This is a genomic window from uncultured Olsenella sp., from assembly GCF_959602185.1.
Taxonomy (GTDB): domain Bacteria; phylum Actinomycetota; class Coriobacteriia; order Coriobacteriales; family Atopobiaceae; genus Olsenella_I; species Olsenella_I phocaeensis.
The window spans coordinates 61,959-81,964 of sequence record NZ_CAUGRZ010000012.1 but is presented as its reverse complement, the minus strand read 5'-3'; the positions used below and the strand labels follow the sequence as shown (position 1 = coordinate 81,964).

At 59.4% G+C, this 20,006-nt stretch carries 17 protein-coding genes and 1 CRISPR repeat array; of the genes, 2 read left to right on the top strand and 15 right to left on the bottom strand.

Translation table 11 applies throughout. The annotated features are described in order from the left end of the window. Positions 1–18: 18 nt before the first annotated feature. Positions 19–2,023: direct repeats of the CRISPR family, unit length 36 nt; unit sequence GTTTCCGTCCCCTCTCGGGGTTAAAGGGATTTCAAC. 97 nt (positions 2,024–2,120) lie between these two features. From cas2 to cas6, 9 genes are read right to left on the bottom strand one after another with little or no spacing between them, the layout of a single operon-like run. Beyond that, positions 2,121–2,483 carry a CRISPR-associated endonuclease Cas2 gene (cas2, locus tag Q5923_RS08715; protein ID WP_303133520.1) on the bottom strand — a complete coding sequence of 121 codons (363 nt, stop codon included), beginning with the start codon at positions 2,481–2,483 and terminating at the stop codon, positions 2,121–2,123. Beyond that, positions 2,480–3,499, bottom strand: coding sequence for a CRISPR-associated endonuclease Cas1 (gene cas1 / locus Q5923_RS08710; protein ID WP_303133519.1), 1,020 nt, complete (start codon positions 3,497–3,499; stop codon positions 2,480–2,482). Before cas1 ends, cas2 begins: the two co-directional genes overlap by 4 nt. Before the next feature lie 3 nt (positions 3,500–3,502). Further along, on the bottom strand, positions 3,503–4,711 hold the full coding sequence (locus Q5923_RS08705) for a type III-A CRISPR-associated CARF protein Csm6 (protein ID WP_303133518.1): 1,209 nt from the start codon (positions 4,709–4,711) through the stop codon (positions 3,503–3,505). Between the two features lie 59 nt (positions 4,712–4,770). Further along, complete coding sequence (gene csm5 / locus Q5923_RS08700; RefSeq protein ID WP_303133516.1) at positions 4,771–6,141, bottom strand: type III-A CRISPR-associated RAMP protein Csm5; 1,371 nt, start codon at positions 6,139–6,141, stop codon at positions 4,771–4,773. A gap of 3 nt (positions 6,142–6,144) precedes the next feature. After that, on the bottom strand, positions 6,145–7,074 hold the full coding sequence (gene csm4, locus Q5923_RS08695; RefSeq protein ID WP_303133515.1) for a type III-A CRISPR-associated RAMP protein Csm4: 930 nt from the start codon (positions 7,072–7,074) through the stop codon (positions 6,145–6,147). A 4-nt stretch (positions 7,075–7,078) separates the two neighbouring features. Further along, the gene (gene csm3 / locus Q5923_RS08690; RefSeq protein ID WP_303133513.1) at positions 7,079–7,729 is read right to left on the bottom strand and encodes a type III-A CRISPR-associated RAMP protein Csm3; all 651 of its coding nucleotides are present in this window, start codon (positions 7,727–7,729) and stop codon (positions 7,079–7,081) included. A 2-nt stretch (positions 7,730–7,731) separates the two neighbouring features. Next, entirely contained in the window at positions 7,732–8,139 is a 408-nt protein-coding gene (gene csm2, locus Q5923_RS08685; RefSeq protein WP_303133511.1) for a type III-A CRISPR-associated protein Csm2, read from the bottom strand. Positions 8,140–8,141: 2 nt separating this feature from the next. Next, positions 8,142–10,469, bottom strand: coding sequence for a type III-A CRISPR-associated protein Cas10/Csm1 (gene cas10 / locus Q5923_RS08680; RefSeq protein WP_303133509.1), 2,328 nt, complete (start codon positions 10,467–10,469; stop codon positions 8,142–8,144). A gap of 20 nt (positions 10,470–10,489) precedes the next feature. Beyond that, positions 10,490–11,260 (bottom strand): CRISPR-associated endoribonuclease Cas6, encoded by a 771-nt coding sequence (cas6, locus tag Q5923_RS08675; RefSeq protein ID WP_303133507.1) that lies wholly within the window; start codon positions 11,258–11,260, stop codon positions 10,490–10,492. 209 nt (positions 11,261–11,469) lie between these two features. Between cas6 and Q5923_RS08670 the strand changes: the two genes are divergently transcribed. After that, positions 11,470–12,477 (top strand): WYL domain-containing protein, encoded by a 1,008-nt coding sequence (locus Q5923_RS08670; protein ID WP_303133506.1) that lies wholly within the window; start codon positions 11,470–11,472, stop codon positions 12,475–12,477. A 450-nt stretch (positions 12,478–12,927) separates the two neighbouring features. Continuing rightward, entirely contained in the window at positions 12,928–13,440 is a 513-nt protein-coding gene (locus tag Q5923_RS08665) for a GNAT family N-acetyltransferase (RefSeq protein ID WP_303133505.1), read from the top strand. Between the two features lie 159 nt (positions 13,441–13,599). On the opposite strand, the gene Q5923_RS08660 is transcribed toward Q5923_RS08665, so the two are convergent. The 6 genes from Q5923_RS08660 to Q5923_RS08635 all read right to left on the bottom strand — a co-directional run bounded on the left by Q5923_RS08660 (position 13,600) and on the right by Q5923_RS08635 (position 19,928). Then, on the bottom strand, positions 13,600–14,415 hold the full coding sequence (locus tag Q5923_RS08660; protein WP_303133503.1) for a class I SAM-dependent methyltransferase: 816 nt from the start codon (positions 14,413–14,415) through the stop codon (positions 13,600–13,602). Between the two features lie 206 nt (positions 14,416–14,621). Next, positions 14,622–15,323, bottom strand: coding sequence for a transglutaminase family protein (locus tag Q5923_RS08655; protein ID WP_156797603.1), 702 nt, complete (start codon positions 15,321–15,323; stop codon positions 14,622–14,624). Further along, positions 15,320–16,528: a sugar MFS transporter gene (locus tag Q5923_RS08650; protein WP_009278819.1), complete on the bottom strand. Its 1,209-nt coding sequence runs from the start codon at positions 16,526–16,528 to the stop codon at positions 15,320–15,322. The genes Q5923_RS08655 and Q5923_RS08650 overlap by 4 nt, the downstream gene beginning before the upstream one ends. 52 nt (positions 16,529–16,580) lie before the next feature. Next, entirely contained in the window at positions 16,581–17,795 is a 1,215-nt protein-coding gene (locus tag Q5923_RS08645; RefSeq protein WP_009278818.1) for an ATP-binding protein, read from the bottom strand. Between the two features lie 163 nt (positions 17,796–17,958). Next, positions 17,959–19,224: a sensor histidine kinase KdpD gene (locus Q5923_RS08640; protein WP_303133500.1), complete on the bottom strand. Its 1,266-nt coding sequence runs from the start codon at positions 19,222–19,224 to the stop codon at positions 17,959–17,961. After that, positions 19,221–19,928 carry a response regulator transcription factor gene (locus Q5923_RS08635; RefSeq protein WP_303133498.1) on the bottom strand — a complete coding sequence of 236 codons (708 nt, stop codon included), beginning with the start codon at positions 19,926–19,928 and terminating at the stop codon, positions 19,221–19,223. Before Q5923_RS08635 ends, Q5923_RS08640 begins: the two co-directional genes overlap by 4 nt. Positions 19,929–20,006 lie beyond the last annotated feature (78 nt).

Genomic DNA, 20,006 nt, shown 5'->3' with positions numbered 1-20,006 from the left:
TCTCAACGCCTACATGCTGTTTCCGTCCCCTCTCGGGGTTAAAGGGATTTCAACGAGGCGTAGCGATGGTCGCGTTTCTCAACGCCTACATGCTGTTTCCGTCCCCTCTCGGGGTTAAAGGGATTTCAACGCGTGAAGAGTCTCCATTGCCACTGCAGCTACCTTCCAAGTTTCCGTCCCCTCTCGGGGTTAAAGGGATTTCAACAAGACGACTTCGAAAGGATTTACAATGCGCACTCTTACGTTTCCGTCCCCTCTCGGGGTTAAAGGGATTTCAACGTGCCGAGGAGGCATGAATATCATCACACGCAGATTGTTTCCGTCCCCTCTCGGGGTTAAAGGGATTTCAACGTTGCATTACACTGTCGAGGCTCAGCAGCAGACCATCGGGTTTCCGTCCCCTCTCGGGGTTAAAGGGATTTCAACGAGGCGTAGCGATGGTCGCGTTTCTCAACGCCTACATGCTGTTTCCGTCCCCTCTCGGGGTTAAAGGGATTTCAACGCGCTCTCGATCCGCGAGGAGATGGGCGGCTCTCCCGGTTTCCGTCCCCTCTCGGGGTTAAAGGGATTTCAACGTCTTTGATGGTGGCGCGGTATGGCCCCCGCGCCGTGGGCAGTTTCCGTCCCCTCTCGGGGTTAAAGGGATTTCAACCTCAGGCGCTGGGAGGCGGACGAGGAGCAGTGGGAGCCGTTTCCGTCCCCTCTCGGGGTTAAAGGGATTTCAACTGTCGCTCATTGTCGCGCTGGTGGGCACGCCGCTGAGCACAGTTTCCGTCCCCTCTCGGGGTTAAAGGGATTTCAACCTACCTATACCATTGACGATATCAACGCGGCTATCGATAGTTTCCGTCCCCTCTCGGGGTTAAAGGGATTTCAACGAGAAGGACATGAGGTACGACATCTTCGCCGACGAGACCAAGTTTCCGTCCCCTCTCGGGGTTAAAGGGATTTCAACATGGAGCCAAAATGAGCACTTACACCTACGCAACCTAGTTTCCGTCCCCTCTCGGGGTTAAAGGGATTTCAACGCGCTGCGGTGGCTGGGTGGTCGCTGAGGACGCTAGCTATGACGGTTTCCGTCCCCTCTCGGGGTTAAAGGGATTTCAACGAAGCGACCGGGCAGGTAGATGCCCGGCTCGATGGTTATCAGTTTCCGTCCCCTCTCGGGGTTAAAGGGATTTCAACGTGCGCGGAGAGCTGTGGGAGCCGTGCGTCACCAACACGCGTTTCCGTCCCCTCTCGGGGTTAAAGGGATTTCAACCAAGAGCAGATGGGCACGGGTAAGAACACATCCATCGTTTCCGTCCCCTCTCGGGGTTAAAGGGATTTCAACGAAGAAAAGGAGAAGATCATGAAGAAGCTCAATGAGGTCAAGTTTCCGTCCCCTCTCGGGGTTAAAGGGATTTCAACCTTCTCGGCAGTATCCGCCAATTGGGCGATAGCAGCCGCCTGGTTTCCGTCCCCTCTCGGGGTTAAAGGGATTTCAACGAAGTAGGGCCGCGGGATGATGCGCAGGGTCGCCCCGCGGGTTTCCGTCCCCTCTCGGGGTTAAAGGGATTTCAACACCTGTCGGACAGGCTCCGCTACACCATCTCGAGGCTCTGTGTTTCCGTCCCCTCTCGGGGTTAAAGGGATTTCAACATGCGGATAGACGTGGACGCCTCGCGCGGCGTCGTCCAGTTTCCGTCCCCTCTCGGGGTTAAAGGGATTTCAACAAAGGATTCGAAATGGCACGCAACGTTCGCAACGTCACGTTTCCGTCCCCTCTCGGGGTTAAAGGGATTTCAACATGGTCGAGCCGGTCGTCGAGGCGATGCCCGAGGCAGCTGGTTTCCGTCCCCTCTCGGGGTTAAAGGGATTTCAACCGTCATACCGAAGAGCACCGAGGACGCTCAAGAGGCAGTCAAGGTTTCCGTCCCCTCTCGGGGTTAAAGGGATTTCAACACGGCACTCATAGAGCACATACGCAACCGCTAGCAACATGAGCGTTTCCGTCCCCTCTCGGGGTTAAAGGGATTTCAACCGTATTGACATCCAGCAACAAATATGCGTAAGGCCACCGTTCGAAACCCGTATCGAAACTTTGGAAACATATGGTTTATTATATATCAGCAGCCATCTTAGAAGAAAATGTTCTCCTCAAATGTCGTATCAACACACTCACCAAACACAGACAGCTCACATTCACCAGCAATCTTATAGACTCGCACGTTGTCATCTGGATTGAAGAAGCGCTCAGATGACATGAGCCGTTCTATCTGCACTAACAGCCTCTTAAGTTTGGACTGAGTTATCTGCGCCTCGAAGACCGACTTCTGTACTCTCAGACCATACTTCTTCAGCGCCCTAACGAGAAAACGATATTTCTTGGCCTCTGAAATATCAAACAGGACCAGCACATAGTAGGTGTCCTCGGAGGGTGACGTTCCGCGCACCTTACCTGGCGCGCGGTATGTTTTGTTCAAGCCCACCGCCTCGCTCATTGCCCTGGCTCCCACACGAACGGTTGATATGCGGAGGCGTCCCGCAGTTCGATAGCCCGCAGCAGCATCACAATCTTCTTATCAAGCATCGCCTGAAAACCGTACGACTTCCTGTCACCCGAGCTCAAGAAGTACCGGCAGTCCTTAACGATTGCCTCCGAAAAGCGATTGATGACCCGTCGAGCTGCATCCTTTCTCAAATAGAATGCGCCACTCTCGTTTTTCTGGAAATCCGACAGCTCGACCACGCCCTCGTTGACAAGGTCCACGACGGTCCTATCAACAAGCGGAGCCCTGAACTCCTCAATCAAATCTGAGGCCAACGCCGCATGCCCAAACCTGAGCCTGTGCATGAACGCAAAATACGGATGGACACCATGCCGGTCAATCGCGCCGATAATGTCTCGATAGAGAAGGCTGTAGCCATATGACAGCAGCGAGTTAAAAGGATCTCGAGGAGGTCGAGAGCTCCTGCCCCGGAATGCGAAATCCTCGTTTCGCAGCACTTTGGGCAGACAGGTAAAGTATGCTTTCGCGGCGTTTCCCTCGAAGCCGAGCACCATGTCCACGGTCTCCGCGCTCTTAAGGGAACCGAGAGAATGATAGAGGCCGGCAAGGTCGTCTGCCGTGAAATCATAGACATCACCCATCGCCACAAGCAACGAGATGCTGTTCCTGATCTTCGCTTCTATGATCCTGCGTGACCATTCAAGACAGAACCCAGCGTCATCCGTCAGCATGATCTGACGCTTCTGCCTCCCTGGATCAATGTGCTGGTTCGAGCTGATGCTCCCAAAATAATGTCCATCTTCCGAGTAATAGCCAATTTGGATGTTTTCGGAAATGCAGGCTCTTATGAGCTGGGTTGAGAGTTGTGCGCAGCCAAAAACGGATATGCCGTCCACTTGCGCAAGAGGGACGCACCGTTCGGATCCGTCCTCGAGATTCGTGACCGCTATCTGCCCGTCGCGTATACCGAGCTTGAGCCTGCTGTCCACTAGGTAGATCTGCGACAATTCTCATTGCCCTTTCTTGATAAGGGAGAGTATCCCATGATTGAAATTGTCGATTTTGCCGAGCTCCTCGTCGTTCAGCTTGAAAAGCGCCTCGATGACCTCCTCGAAAGACATGCCACCACTCGACTCGATCCGTTCCTTATCCGCAGGTGTGAGCCGGTGGGCAAATTCGTTGCGCGATGCCTTCTTCTCGAATCTGACGAGCCCGCGCATCAGGCTCTTCTCCTTCCCCGCGCTGCAGTATTCATCGACTAGGTCTGACAGGGAACGATTCGTAATGAAGTGCGGCTCCTTGCCCTGAATGTTCTTTTGGAGTATGCGGCTCAGCTTCCCGTCCTCTCCAATTGAATGGACATTGAGCTTGTCGGTATACCTGTCTCCCTCTTTGATGAGATACCTCGCACGCGGAAGAGGCTCCCCTTCTTGACGCTCCAGCTGACGTTCTATGGTCGCTGTCAGAACGGGAGTGAGAAAACGAACGAAGTCAGCCCAGTGCCCTTGTCTCATTCGCGCCACGAGCAGCAGCAGGCCATTGGAAAGCATCTCAGCTTCTGACGTGCCCCTGCTGAGATTCAGCCTGTCACGCATGGCCTTTATACGATTGCGGGCTTGGACCGGGAAGGTGTCGGACTTGGAGATGAGCTTGAGCGCTGCCTCGTAGTCGTACGACTCTACGAGGCTGATGACGCTCTCCCTCAGGAGCCTCTCCCTGAAGTTCGGGAGCTCGACCTCCTCGGTCCGACGTGGACGTCCAGACTCGTTATCGGGATTGAGCTCCCAAAGGGTATCCAAGTCGTAGGTGCTTGGATTCTCGCGGTCCTCTTTCTCACTTGAATCGTGACGAGGCGTAGCAACCTGGATGACCTTGAGCGGAGTCCAGCCAAAGGCCCCAAGCGCTACGAGCGCCTGCTCCATTGCCGGAGTCCCAGAAGAGGCGTTGACCAGCAGGCTCCCAGTAGAGCTCTTGCCAAGGCACTCCTTGCGTATTCGGTTCAGCTCCTCCTCGAACACACCGATGAAGCTATCGAATCGGTGCATCTCTTCGACGTTCGACTCGATAAGCTCGACTTGAGGCCGGTACTGCCCGACGTCCTGGGCGAGGAGCTCGATAGCCCTTTCGTAGCGACGGTCCTCCCTTTCGAGCTTGCACATCTTTGGCGAGAGGAACAGGAATATCCTCTCGGGCTTGTAATGGCGCACTATATGAAGCATGGGGCCATCCCCCAGCTGGGTAATGGGGTCAGCCGTGCCCACCGGCGAAAACAGGATATTCATAGCCGCTCGATTCTAATCGCGCACTTACCCATCTGGTATTCTTTCTTGCCGATGAGCCCGAGCTTGAAAGTATGCGGTGACACCCCGAGCTCGATGTCTTTCCAATGCCGATGGTCGTCTTTGTGCTGCCTTCTATTCTTGAATGACAGCTGTCTGGGCACAAAGCCAGCATTCTCCACATCGAATGCCAAATATTGCTTTGACCTATCGAATTTCGAAGGGAACTGGACATAGAGGATATGCGCGACCTCTCTCACGAAGTCATTGGCATCGTCAAACAGCGCGTCCCCAACGGTCTTGTTCGCGAACCCAACGCCACCACCTAGATAGCAGGTGCTACTAGACGAAGAGCCACCACCCCCGGCCTTGCCCTGATGCATGTTGCAGTAACCCGTACCATCTACCGCATGATTACGGCAACGCAGCCCGCCGCTCGTGACATACCGACACCTGCCGTCACGCGCTTGCTCGCCCTGGCCTTCTTCGTCACCATCCCCAAGATCGAATTTACACGCAAAGCAGCTTTCATAGAGCTTCGCAGAGCCTTGGAGAACCTTCTCGAGGCCGCCGTCGCTGAGGGAAATGCCGCCGAGATGCTCGTCGATGCGGTCATCAATACCCAGTATGAACACGATGTCGACCCCGGGCTTAATGGACTCGCGGTAGATGTTCAGCCTGTTGCCCTCAGCAACATTGCCTAGCGGACCTCGTGCATGCCCTCTGTTCTTGTGCTCAGCTCGATCGCTCTTCGCAAACTTGTCGTACTTCTGGACAAAGACGAGATTCCCGGCATCGACCGGTTCGGAATCAGAGACAGAGATGTAACGCATGATGTCACTCGTGGCATCCGGGCTCTGCGGCCCCTTTCGAAAAGCGTGGCGTTCCACGCCCTCAGCCGCATGAGTCTGCCTCCTCTTATCACGGCTGCGCATGTCTTGCCTGTTGAGGAGCTCGGCATAGTCATCCCTGTGCTGCAATATAAGCGTCTCAAGAATAGCGGTCCGCAGCATGCCTTTGAGGCTCGACCCTGGGATATAGGGCTTATTCTCAGAGTCCTTGAGGCATTCATGGACCTCGAAGCCCGCCCTGGGGAGTCTCATCTCGTTCTTGTAGAGCATCGAGGTATGGGCGACGTTCTCCAGCTTATGCTTTTTCAGGAAGTCGCTTAAGCCTTCCTCTCCAGTTTTGAGAAACGTGCAGTATTCCCCCACCTGCCCTGGTGAAAGCTTGCTGATGAACTTCTTGACGTCCAGGACCGCAACATGCTTTCCATCTGTGAAATAGTCTTTCTTGCTATACGTGTTGCCGGCACCGATATGAACGGGCCCAATCGTCGTGAGCGTCACTCGATAGTTGTGCATTGCCATAGCTCAGACCTCCAGCCACATCGCACGTGCATATCGATAAACTGGATGCGCGCCCGGCGTCGTGTTCACGTCGAAAACTGCCCCGTCGAACAGCCTCTTGAACATCGAACCTGCAGTGAACAGGTACATGTCCCGCTTTTTCTGGGGCGTCGTGCCGTACGTGGCGGATTGCACGAAGCCGCCCTTCCTCACGAGTTTGTATCGAGCCCCTTCCAGCAGGCCATCATCGAGCTCCCCCTCTCCAGGGGTAGCCGTGGAAAGAAGGATATGGGCACCCGACACCCGTTTCGCGGAGATTCCCCGTATGCGCATCCCCTCATCGGAAGCGGTGTATTCGAATCGGCCGTACCCGCTCGAGCGCTTGCCACCGAGGCCAGAGTAAGAGAGCTGGTCGAGGATGGGGCGAATATCATACGATCCCTCCGCGAGGAAGTAGATTCCCGCACCTGAAGCGAACTCGAACCCACCAACCTGATATGGTTTGGCATCCGGTCCATCGCTCCGCATGAGATTCGCTTTCGTCTGGACGAAGGCCGTCCCAAGGCCACCGTTGAAATCCTCATATGCCCCGATGACATCGAACGAGCCGTCGAGATAGCCCGAATACGAGTCTGCGGGGATGTAATCGAGCTTCCTACTCGCCTTCTTGGCACGTGAGTCGAGCGTGTCTTGCCCCTCTTCATCGTACTCGAAGACGGCCATCGGCTTGGGGAGATAAAGCGTCTCTCCGATGTAGGGAAATGTGTCGCTTATCGTCAAATCGCCCGTTCTGACGGCATTGAGCAGGCCATCTGCGACACCCATGTGAAGGGCCTCGATAAACAGGGCGCTGAACAGCGTGGCTGCGTCACAGGCAAAGGCACTGTCCACGAGCCGTCCCCTTCCGAAGTGGACGGGAGACTTGAAGGCAATCTTTACGAGTTGGCCCACCATGGCGCTATCCCAGTTCCGGAACGGCGAAGCCCAAGTCGCCCGTCACGGGCACAGCCTTGAGCCCACAGATCGCGACGCGGCCATTGCCACGCGTGCCACCACCGCCAAGATAGTCGTTCTCGAGCAGGTGGAAGGCGAGTTGCAGATTCTCGAAGTCCTCTTGAACCTGACTATCATCCTCCACGTTGTAGATGACTTCCATGCCAAACTCCGCTCCGCGCACCACACGCTCGATCTGGCGCGGATTGGCGACGGACGTGAGTCGGTCGATGGTGTTCTCGAACTTCGTCTCGAATATCTGACCGAGCTCCTTATCGGTGAGGAAGCAGTCAGAGAACTGGAGGCGTGACATCTGGATGCCCGCGCCCTTGGCGTCGCCTTCCCCCACCGTCGAACCGAAGAGGCGTTTGATCTCGTCGCAGTCGTTCTTGAACCCGTCAAGCCCCTTGGCCGGAAGCGATCCTTTGTCGCGGGCTAGCAGCGAGCGCAGCTTGCCCTTCAATGTCGATCCCGGAATGACGGGCTTGCGCGTCAGCGGGTCGCGCACTACGGGAGAATCGATGGCGCCGATGGCGCTGAACGAGCCATCGCTACCGATATGCAGGCCCGTCTTGACCTTTATCGTGCCGGTAATCTTGATTTTCGTGAGGCTCATGGCTAGTCCCTTCCCCCATAGAATTTGAAATAGGCAACCAGGCTCTCGGCATAGCGGCAATAGAGCATGAATTGGTCGTGGGATTTGATGCCGTCAAGCATCTCCAAAAGAAAGGTGCCATCAATGAATGCACGTACCTCTCCGTCCCTGCCACTCTCATACGCCATCTTCACCTTGAGGTACTGAAGATCAGATTTGTATTTCTCGAAGTCCTCCGGCACGTTGATCTTCGTGTAGACGTTCATGATGTTGCCGTAGATGCGGCGGAGCTTCGTCGTGGTAAGAGAGGGGAACCTCAACTCCCCCCTTTCATTGGCGACTCTCCCCTTTGCGAAGTCCGCGTAGTTCTGGCTGCTCAAGGTCGCGCCGTTCTTCAATTTCAACTGCGCCGTGGGTTCGTTCGTCCCCATGCCTATGCTCCTTCCCGATTGCCATACACATACCATTCGAGCGCGGCGACCAGGCATTGCCTCTCTCCCGGGTCCTGTGCCCAGTCGTAAAGCCGCATGCCTTCCCTCTTTGCCATGCCCTCATCCTGTTTCTCCGTGCCTTCGAAGCTCCGAGCAAGCAGGTAGGCGAGCCTTGGAGTGGAAACCTGCTCCTCGCTCCTGAGGAGCCCGACGAGCTGATAGATGAACGCATTGCCCTTTTTATCGTCGGCACTCCCTGCGATGCTCTCGAAAACGTCCTGCAGCTCGGCCTCACGCCCGGCGACCTTCTCGACGAAGTCCTCCCATGAGAACACTGCCCCGTTTGTCCATAGCGCGATGGCATCCTTGGACTTGCCCTCTTTTGAGACGTGGAGCTTTGCCTCGTCCTCGAGCTCGCCCGCCTCCGCAGCCATGCGCGCAATGGGGAACTTCTCGTCGAAGATGCCGATTCCGGCACTGATGGTGATGGCGCCGTTGCCGACGAATTCAGCGAATGCGTCGTGTATGTCCATGGCCGCATGGATGACATCGCTCCAGTTGCCGACGATGAAGAGGTCGTCGCCACCTGAGTAGATGATCTGCAACTGATAGCCACCGACCTCGAGCACCTTGTTAATCTTGGCCTTGAAGAAATGGTTGAGCGATCTGCTGAGCACGGTGCTGCGGCTGATGGACGCCTTGTCGTCCGGCAGTCCGTTAACGAATGTCGCACCAAGGTTATCGACGTCCGCCCGGAGCACGCCCAGCCTCTTCACACCGAGGGGCGCGCCCGTCTTGGGATTCTCACGGGAAGTGGCCCCCCTTGCCGCATAGCTCGAGAAGCGCTTTTCTCTGTCAGCAACCTCTGCCTCGTAATCACCCATCCAGATATGAGTCGCGAGCTTGAGCCCCGTGTCCCACTCGTTCTTGGTGTAAACCCTCGCAACCTCGGGCTTTTGCCGGAGGTACGCCTGCTTGGAGTACATAACGAGCTGCTTGCCAAAGGGCAGCTCGAGCCCGCGCTCGTGCTCAGAGATCACGAAGACCTCATCCCTCACGAGTTTGTTGGAGACGTTCCCAAGCTCGGCGCAGAGCGTGCATCTTCCCCGGTCGTCAATATCCAAGTCGGAGCGATGGCACTCGCTGCACTCTCGCGAATGGTCGATTGATGCACTGTCCCCAAAGTTGAGCTTCCGGAGCACGGCCGAGCCATAGCGATTCGCCTTGGCGTCCGAGAGCTTTCGTGACAGGCGTCGGTACAAGTTGCGGTACCTCTGCGCTCCGGGATGTGCCACATCCTGCTTATTGGCGAGGTCGTCGGAGCTACACTCCACCCACGCGCTCGCCAGATACAGGTCATTTCGGTACCTGTCCACGAACCATGTCTCGAGCTCCCCGTTGAACGCGGTGATTCTCTCCTTCACGGCCTGCGTGTTGGGCAGGAGGAGGTAGGCATGCCCGCCACCTGTGTAGAGCAGGTTCGTCCTCGACAGCTCGAGGTGGTCGAGCAGCTCGTCGACGATGTGCTCGACAAGCAGCTCCAGGTACATGCTACGGGCGCGGAGCTGCTTGAGAGCTCCGTCGCCGCTTATGTTGTAGATGAAGCTCTGAATCCCGCTCATGTCGCACGAGTAGAGCAGGAACATGGGGCGCGCGTAGAACTCGGCGGAGGTTTTGACATCGAAAAGCGCCTCTCGGTAATTTGAAACCCCCTGCTCGCGTAGGTAGTCGTAGATGCATGCGGCGATGCCCGCCGCCGTCTTCGAATGATCGAAAAGCGATACGTCGACCAGCTCGCTCATATCGGTTGACGAGGGAACCGTGCTCACCGTCGCCTCGAGCAAGTTAACTAGGGAATTCACCTGATCCCAGCGCACGTCGATGGCGAGGAGGTTCTTCCTGATATGCTCGCGGATGGCGTCATAGGGCTCGTGCTCTATCACGTTGTCATCATGATGGCCATTGAGTATGTTGAATATCTTGCGAAGCTTGGCGTCCCTCTTGAACAGATATCCCTGCTCCTCCGCGCCCTCGTTCTTGCGGTCCATCCCGGCGGAGATGTTATCCGCAAAGTAGGTGATGTACGCGAGCGAGTCCTCGGCAAGGTTGGCGGGGGCCATCTCCCTCGCGTGGTGGTAGCGCACCTGTTCGACTATGCGCTTAATGGCCCCTTGGCTCTCGCTGTCCTTCCGCGGCGCAATCTCCTCCGACAGGAAGTCGGCGCCGAGCTTCGAATGGGTCCCCCTGCCCGAGCTGCCTCGGTAGAGAACCTTCCCGATGTCATGCAGAAGCGCCCCGAACATGAGGGCCGTCCTGTCGGCCTTGGCCAAGCTCGCGCCTTCCGCATCTTTTAGCTGCACCTTATTCCTCCCATCCCCATCGATGTCTTTATCCCAACACCTGCGTACTCCCCGAATCTGAGAAGCATCTGCGCAAGCCCCACAACTGGCTGCGGGCCCTTGAACGATAGCCCGACGGAACCCGTGTAACCAGGAATCTTCCGCTTCTCAAATGCCACATGGTCGAAATACTGGGACCTCAGCTGATAAGAGCTGACATGGACGTACTTCTCCAAGTAGTCGACCGTCTCCACATCGACCTCGTTGCTGCCCTCGTATACCTGGAAGTACCGCATGAGCAGGTTCTGAAATATGAGCTTGACACTTGGAAGGAACACGTAGCTCCCCGATTGTTTGAACGCAGTCGGGGTCACGAACTCGACCTTCTGCCTCTTCGCGTCTGCATGGTAGATCATGTCGGTGAGCTCCTTGACGCTTGCGGTCGTCACCGTGCGCCCCTCGACGTCGACTTCCATATCCACGCCCCTGAGCCTGAACGAGTCCAGACGTTGCAGTGGCAGGATGATCTGCCGGAACGCCTCGTCGGTCAGGGTGTTGACATGCCAGCTAAGGGTCTTGGACTCGGCTCCGACGAGACAGTACTGGCTGTAGGGGTTGAACGGCTGCGCATGGAGCCAAGATGCGTACCCCTGGTCTATGCTTTCCATGAGGACGCCCTGCAGAAAGGGGGCAAGCGAGTTGGCCCACGCCGACGTCACGTGCGCCTTCTCTGGCAACGAAAGCGCAAGCGTCAAGCTCGAAAGGTGTTGTGCTTCTCTCATAGGACCCCCCGCAGTGAGTTCATCAGGCCACCGTTACCGGACGCCCTCATCATACGTGGCCAAATTGAGGCTGTATATGAGTAAGATTTATTTTTTTACGACCCCATTTTTACTTTGCTTGTTTCGAGTTAGCATGGTTTTCGTAGCCATATACGCAGCCTAATGTGACCCCTTTTTAGGAGTACTACATAAGCGAAAGCTGAGAGAGCATGGATAAAATCAATATTTATGTGCCTGAAGACATACAGCGCAAGCTCGATGGAGATGCACAGTCTTTCGAGGTATTCAAGAAGGACGGGCATCAAATCAACCGTAACAAGTTTCTCAACGCGCTCGTACAGGGCTACTACGATTCCTACACCGCCGAAAACGCCCGCATTCGAGCCGGAATAAGCAAGGCCCTGGCAGATTCGGGACTCACTGCCGCGAAGCAGGAGCAGGCAGCCGACAACATCCTGCACCAGGAGTTCTATCCCGCGCTCACGTCTCAGGCATCTCGTTCGTCCAAAAGGCTTTCCCTAAGACCGGTGGCAAACTCGGAGAGTCGCATCAGGCTGATTCTGCACGACATCGGAAAGGGTGATTCCATCTCGAGTTACTTCCTACGGATGCTCACAAGCTACTGCACGAGACCCTCCTACGAACGTGAGCGCATCATATTCAGCGAGACCTATAAGGTGCTGCAAGAGGCATGCAGCACTCGCAGAGCCGTCACGTTCACGATGTCGACCGACAGAGAGTCCGTCCAGAAGGTCATCCCGTTCAAGATTGCAGTGGGGCAAGGAGAGCAGTTCAACTACCTGCTCTGCTATAAGCATGGTGACATGCAGGAGGCATGGACATACCGGCTGAACCGAATCGTGAGCCCGTGCTGTGGGGAGCCTGGAACGACGATACCCGCCAGCGTGCTCAGACGCTTGAAGCTCATGAGCCAGAACGGCGCGCAATACGCCATCAACGACGATGAGGAGACACGCGTCTTGATGAACAGCCAAGGCGTCCATGCGTACCAGAGCATCTACTTCGGACGACCTCCGTACACGAGAATCGAAGAGCGCCCGGAGGGGCTCATCTACCACTTCAACTGTTCGGCAAACCAGCTGTTCCTCTATTTCAAGAAGTTCGACCCTGGCGAGGCCAAGGTCCTAAGCCCCGACTCGTTGCGCCAGCGACTAGTTGCGTTCTTCGAGGGCAACCTAAGGATGTACTCCAGTTGAGAACGGGCGACCCCTGCTCAGTCCGCGAGGCCCTCCGCACGGCGAGGCAGCCTTCGCGACCTGGACTTCCACCTAGACGATATGCGCTGCGTCGCCCAATCGACCGAGACGCGGACAGGACGGGCAACGGCGATGCGCAATCCAGACGCAGAATGCGCGCCTGCCGACAAACTCGCAGGTCAATAGGAAGTCGTGCGCACTTGGGGAATGGCCTGCACGCCAATGATGCACGGGCTGCGCCGATTGGCCGGCCCTGCTGCGGAAACCGTCACGAACGGGCGCGTCAGCTACAATCTGGCAGACAACACATCGGAGGACAGTACGCCGTAGCGTAGGGGATCGTGGGCCCGGCTGGCCCGCAGGCCGCCTGTCAGAGAAGATGCCGGGTGAGCCCGGGTGTCGCGCATTGACGTGTGCGGCGCCCGGGCTTCTCACATAAGGGAGAAGACCATGGACGTCACGCTCGAGCCGCTGCAACCACAAGACACCGATGCGTTCGCCGCAGAGATGCAGGAGGCATTCCAGCTTGCCGTGGATGCGGCGAGCGACGACGAGCCCCTCCCCGTGCTGCCCAGGCAGGACATCGACGAGTCCCTCGCAAACCCAGGCGCAGTCGCCCTGGTCGCCACCTGCGAGGGAAGGCGCGTCGGTGGCACGGTGCTGTTCCTCGACGAGGAGACTCATGAGCACGAGTGCGCCCTCCTCTACGTCAGGGCGGACGCGCACGGAAGGGGAATCGGAGCCGCACTCTGGAAGGCAATCGAGAAGCGCTACCCGGACGCAGTTGCCTGGACGCTGTGCACACCCTACTTCGAGGTGCGAAACATCCACTTCTACCTGAGCAAGTGCGGCTTCCACATCATCGGCCTGGTCAAAGACCCAGAGACGGGGCCAGCGGATGCCAGCGGAAAGGGGAGTCTCATGTTCTCGTTCGTGAAGCGCCTCGACGGACGCTGGGAGTAGGCAAGGTGCACGCGACAAGGAAAGTTGCCTGGCCTTCTCGCAACGTTACGTCCTGAAATTTGCTGTAAAACGCAAAAACTAGGACGTAAAATCGATTGATGCAACACTTTTAAGGACGTTAGCCACTGAGAGGACCGTGTCTCACGCTACCCAAAGGGATCAGGAAAGCCCCAGGTGGACCATCTTCACCATGCCTAGCAGATCCGAGACGCGCATGCTCAGCTTGGTCGAGAGCCTGAGACCCACCTTGCTGACGTGGCAGTAGAAGTTCTCCTCCGCCAGGACGGTCACGTTGCCGCCCACCTTGGAAGCCAGCTCGCGAGCCGAGTCGACGTAGAAGAACATTCGGGCATCCTCGTGCCCGACCGTCTTCATGTGCTTCTTTCGCATCATGAACATGCCGGACTTGCTCACGGCGTCGAAAAGAAGCTGAATGTCGCCTTTGCCCTGAAGCATGCGAATCAGGCCCAGAACCTGCTCCTCCTCGAAGTAGTAGAACAGCCCGCTCGCCGTGACCAAGAGCGGCGCGCCGGAATGCTCCCTCCTGACCCGCTCGAGCCAGTCCTCCTCGAACGCACTACCGGCTATGTAGTGCTCGCGGCCGGGCTCGGGCAGAATCGTCCTGCGGTAGTCGATGACGTGAGGCAGGTCAACCCCATACCACGGGGCATGACCGTCGTCGTCGCGATTGTAGGTCGTCTCGAGACCGCAACCGAGCTGCACGATTACGCCCTCGGGCCTGTCCGCAAGGAAGTCGGCGATGAAGCGGTCCATGTTCGCCGAGCGCACCGCAGAGGCCAGGTATGTGTACTGCGTCTGGGAGTCGTTCTCCACGACCTCCCTAGGAAGATGCGCCTTCAGCTCCAGCGCCTTCCTGTCGTAGAGAATCGACCTGTGGTTCTCGCTTGCGTAGATTCTGCCGAGCATGGGAACGTAGAGGGTGTCCTCCACCACGCCGAGCTGCCTGTCTGCCATGTTCCCGGCACCTCTCTTCCCCACCGTCTTGGCCGTGCGCTGCGACCACATGCACATTCTAGATCTGGAATGCGCACTCTATGGCAAAATCGCAGCTCAGAGGAGAGAGGCGTACATTCCAGCTTTAGAATGCGCACCTCCCGCCCACTTGTCCCCTTGATCGGCAGGCGTTACCAGGAGCTTGCCACCAAGGGCGCCCAGGAAGCTCAGGAATCCCGTATCTTCCTTATGTTGCGGTTCATCAGATGCCTCCCGAGGTGCCTGTACGCGAAGGCCTTGATTCCCGAGATCTCCTGCCGATGGTCCTGCAGCAGCTCGTCCGGAGAGTCAAACACCCCGAAGTCCTGGACGATGCCCTCGCTCTGTATGTACGTGTCGTTCCTGTCGAAGTCGACGGTCGGGTGCCGGAAGTCCCTCACCGCAACGCCGTAGCCGCAGAAGGGGCCGGTGCAGCCCGCGAATCGCTCCTGCAACCCGGACAGGTACTCCCGGTCCAGGATGAAGCCCTCGAGCTCGTACCATCTGCCCTCGAAGTGCACCTCGACCCAGCTGTGCAGTATGTGCTGGGGCGCCCTCCTGTAGACGAAGCCACTCATCGCCCCCTTCTGCAGCTTCTTGTCGATGGCAAAGCCATGTATCCGACAGGGAATGCCACAGGCGCGCAGCAGGGCCATGAGGAGGGTGCCCTTCGTGTTGCACTGGCCGTATCCGTCCTCGAGGACCCTGGACGCCGGGATGCCATCGTCCACGTTGTATCCAAACGCGACGTCGTCCCTCACGAAGTCATAGATGGCCTTGAGGCGGTCGAACTCGCCGAGCTCCCTCCAGCCCCTGACCTCTATCAGTCCCTGGATGGACGGGTTCGAGTAGTCCAGCATCGCCGTCTCCTGCAGATACCGACTCGTCACGCGCATTCACCTCCCTGCCCGAGCGGGGACGAACCCTTCCGGACGGCAAGCGCGCAGGCGACCAGCACGGCCGGGAAGACGACCCCCGCGAGCACCCCCGTCCGCAGGTCGTTGCCGAAGTGCTGGGACACATTGCCGACGAGCGACGGTCCCACGGAGCCGCCCAGGTCTCCCGCCAGGGCGAGCAGGGCGAACATGGCCGTCCCTCCCCTGGGCATGGCCCTCGACGAGATGCTGATGGACCCCGGCCACATGATGCCGACCGAGAAGCCGCACAGCGCACAGCCGACCAGGCCGAGGAGAGGAACGCTGGACAGCCCCGCCAGCAGGTAGCAGGCAAGGCACAGGACCCCGGAGCCAACCATGAACACGGTCAGGTCGACCTTCTCGCCAAACCTGCCGTAGAGGGCCCGCGAGAGACCCATCAGGAGGGCAAAGCCGCAGGGACCCGCGAGGTCACCCACCGTCTTGGTCACGCCCAGGGCGGACTCGGCGAACGCGGACGCCCACTGGGCCATCGATATCTCGGACGCCCCGGCGCAGACCATGAGCACGACGAAGAGCCAGAAGGCCCTGTTGCCCAGGAGCTGCCTCACTCCCATGCCCTCCCCGTCCTCGACCAGGGTCTCCATGGGGCAGGTCGCGAAGTTGTAGACGTTAGCCAACGGGACGACCGCCAGGATCGCCGCCAGGATTCTCCAACACTCGATGCCAAAGAGGGCGAAGAAGGCCGTGGAACCCAGAATGACCGCGGCGGACCCCCAGCAGTAGAAGGAGTGGAGGGTGCTCATCACCATGTCCTTGTTCTCGAAGGGGCAGGTCTCGATGATGGGGCTCGCCAGCACCTCGGTGAGGCCTGACCCGACGGCGTAGACCGCGACGCAGAGCAGGATCCCGATAAGGTGAGACGGCATCAGGTCCGGAACGACGGCAAGTCCCAGGAGCCCCAATCCGCTCAGCAGCTCGGCAGCGATGACGCAGGGACGGTACCCCACCCGGTCCACCACCTTGGCGCACAGGAGGTCCGTCACCAGCTGCAGGAGGAAGAAGGCGGTCGAGATCAGCGCGAGCTGCGAAAGCCCGATCCCGTACGTCCTATGGAAGGTCACGTAGAGGAGGGGTGCGAAGTTGGCGCAGATGGCCTGGGTTACGAAGCCCAGGTAGCATGCCAGGAGCGTTCGTCCGTATGTCTTCCTTGGTGGCATGGGTCCCTCTCCCCCGAAGCTGCGCAGCCATTATTCCCCTACAGCCACTTCCTTATATCGCCCACACGGGCACCGCCTCGACGCGCTCGGTCAAGAGGTAGGGCTCCCGTGCCTGGCAGACAACGTGGCCGAATCCCACCTCGTAGTCGGGCAGCCCCTCAAGACAGGAGAAGTTCTTCGCTGCGTCCCTCTTGACGAGTGCGCCTGTCTTTACCTCGACGGGGTGCAACGTGCGGCCGTCCTGGATGACCAGGTCGATCTCTCTCTTTCTGGAGTCTCGATAGAACCAAATGTCGTGCATGTTAGCGCCTGCATTCATGTGACTCTTCAGAATCTCGGACACCACGAAGGTCTCGAAGACGTGACCCGCCACAGCTCCGTAGCGTAGCTGGTCGGGTGTTGTCCAACGAGTGAGGTGGCACACGAGCCCTGTGTCCATGAAGAAGATCTTCGGCGCCTTCGTGAGCCTCTTCTCTATGTTGGGGAAGAATGGCTCGACGACACGCACGATGCCGGACGCCTGCAACACGGAGAGCCACGCCTTGACCGTCTTGTGATCCACGTCGATGGCATTCCCTATGTCGGTCGTGCTCAGGAGCTGTGCGGAGCGCGCCGCACAGGCGACCATGAAGCCATAGAACTTTGCCTCGTCCTTGACCTTAATGAGGTCCCGCACGTCGCGCTCCAGATATGCCCTCACGTAGTCGGTGTAGAAGGCGTCCCAGTCGATCGAGGGATCCTGCAGCTCCGGCATGCTGCCGCGATGGATGTGATACCACAGGTCGAAGCCCTCGGGCACCGTGACGTCCTCTATCTTGCGCATGGAGGGAACGTACTTGTGCGGGGTGTCGGCAGCACCCACAAGCTCGCGCAGCGAGAGCGGTGGCATCTCGATGATCCTGATGCGACCGGCCAGTGACTCGCTCACGCCCCTCATGAGGTGGTATGTCTGGGAGCCGGTAAGAACGATTCGGCCCCTCTGGTCCGACTGGTCGACTATCCATTTGACCGTGGAGAACAGCTCTGGCGCGCGCTGCACCTCATCGATGATGAGAGGCAGGGAGCGCGTTTCGAAGAACAGCACCGCATCGGTCTTTGCCTGTGCGTATGCGGCAGGGTCCTCCATGGTGACGTAGTCGAAGGCGCTGCCCAGATGATGCTTGAGGACCGTGGTCTTGCCCACCTGCCGGGCGCCCGTGACCAGCACGACCTTGCCCTGTGTGAGCATGGCATCGATGGTCTTCTCGACTTCCCTGGATATGTACATGATATGGCCCCCTTCGTTGGGGTCCATTTTCTTATGTGCTCAATTTGCTGTCAAATTTGGGAATGGTATTCCCAAATTTCTCAGGTGAGACCTGATCATCGCCAGGCGGCTACCGGTGGCAACCTCACGGGAGAGATGGCGATGCCACCCCCGGCCGCGCTCGTCACGCGTGTCGTGCGACAATCGGAAGCTCCACGGTGCAGCTGCACCCGCCCCGCTCGTCGTTCGCGAAGCCCGCCCGCCCGCCATGGGCCGCGGCGATGCGCCGCACGATGACGAGCCCCAGCCCGTGCTCGGGCAGCTCGTCTCCCGGGCGGTGCCTGAGCGTGGAGAGCGTCTCTGCGCCAAAGCCGCGTCCGTCGTCGCTCACGGTGAGCACGCAGCGTCGCCCAAGCGCCGTCCCGAGCAGCCCGCCGCGCACGTCGAGCGACACCCTCACGTGGCAGCCCTGCGGGTTGTGGCGGATGCTGTTGCCCACGAGGTTCGTCACCATACGCCTCAGCAGAGCCTCGCTGCCCCGCAGGCAGGCGTCCTCGGCCGCCGGGGACACATCAAGCTCCAGCTCGCAGCCACCCGCTCCCCCGTCCAGGAAGCCTGCCACCACCAGGCGCAGGACCGCCGCAAGGTGCACCTCGCGGGCGTCGACCGGCTCCATGGCGTAGCGCAGGCGGTTCACCGTGTTGAGGTCAGAGAGCAGCTCCGCCGTCTCGCGGGACTTTGCCACGATGCGCTCGGCCCGTGCCCGGTCGGGCCCGTCGAGCCGCTGGCTCCCCGCCAGCTCGCTCGCGTCCGCGACGACCACCGCGAGGGGCGTCCGCACGTCGTGCGAGACCGCCGCCACCCACTCGTTGCGGGCGTTGTCGCGCTGCCTCCACGACCGGCGGGCAAACAGGCGCGCGAGCACGACGAGCACGACGAGGTCGGCAAGGAAGACCACCGGCAGGAGCAGGGCGGTGGCGCCGAGCGACTTGATGCTCGAGCTCACGGAGTACTTCCAGACTGAGTCCCTCGGCGCGCCCACCACCACGAGCCCAGCTCCGTACCGCCAGCAGGACACGGGGTAGTCGCTCAGGTACCAGCGCGAGAAGGACGCGACGTCCGCCAGCGCGTACGAGGCGGGCACGTCCGCCGGGACGTCGAGGCCCCAGGCCACCTGGCCGCCCGCGTCGATGAGCAGGGCCCAGCAGCCGTGGTCGCGCAGCGCCTGCGTGACGTCCGCCGAGAGCGCGTAGCTCCCGTCCTGCCCCGTGAGCGCCCGGGACACCTCCTCCGCCTCCGGACCTACGCCCTTGGCGTCCGCGAAGTCGGACGCGACGAGGGAGAGGCCCATGATCAGGACGTTGACCGCCAGGATGGCCGCGGCACCGACGACGCAGGACGCGACGATGCCCAGGCCGCCCCGCACGCGTGCGTGTGCCAGCCCCCTCACCTCGAGCCCCCACCCAAGAGGCGATAGCCCAGGCCACGCACCGTGACGACCCAACGCGGATGGGAGGGGTCGTCCTCCACCTTCTCTCGCAGGCGGCGCACGAGGATCGCGAGGGCGTTGGCATAGCCGAACTCGTCGCCGTAGACGCTGCGGCACAGCTCGTCGGTCGTCACGATGGCGCCGCGACTCTCGAAGAGGCGCTTGGCCAGCGCGTGCTCCTTGGACGTGAGGGTCGCCGTCACGACGCCGGCGCGTCGCACCTCTCCCGTGGCAAGGTCCACCTCCGCCTCCCCCAGCGCGACCGAGGGCAGCACGTCCTGCAGACGATAGCTGCGCCGCAGGACGGCCGCCAGGCGCAGCAGCAGCTCGGCCGGCAGGAAGGGCTTGGTCACGTAGTCGTCGGCCCCCAGCCCCAGGCCCCGCAGGCGGCTGGCGTCCTCGTCGCGCGCGGAGAGGAACAACGCCGGCGCGTCGCTCGTCTCGCGGAGCCGGCGCAGCAGGTCGAAGCCGTTGCCGTCGGGCAGCATCACGTCGAGCAGGAACAGCTGGGGCGCCCAGGTGCTGGCGGTCGGCAGGGCCTCGGCGACCGTTCCCGCGCCGCGCGCGTCGCGATAGCCCTCGTGCGCGAGCATCGCGAGCAGCTGCTCGCGCAGGGTGGGGTCGTCCTCCACCACAAGCACCCGTGCCTCATGGATGTCACGCATGTCTCTACCTCCCGTTTTCTCGCATTCTATCCCAGCGGAGGGGCCCCTCCGCGCCATGCCCGCCGTCCCGCCCAAAAA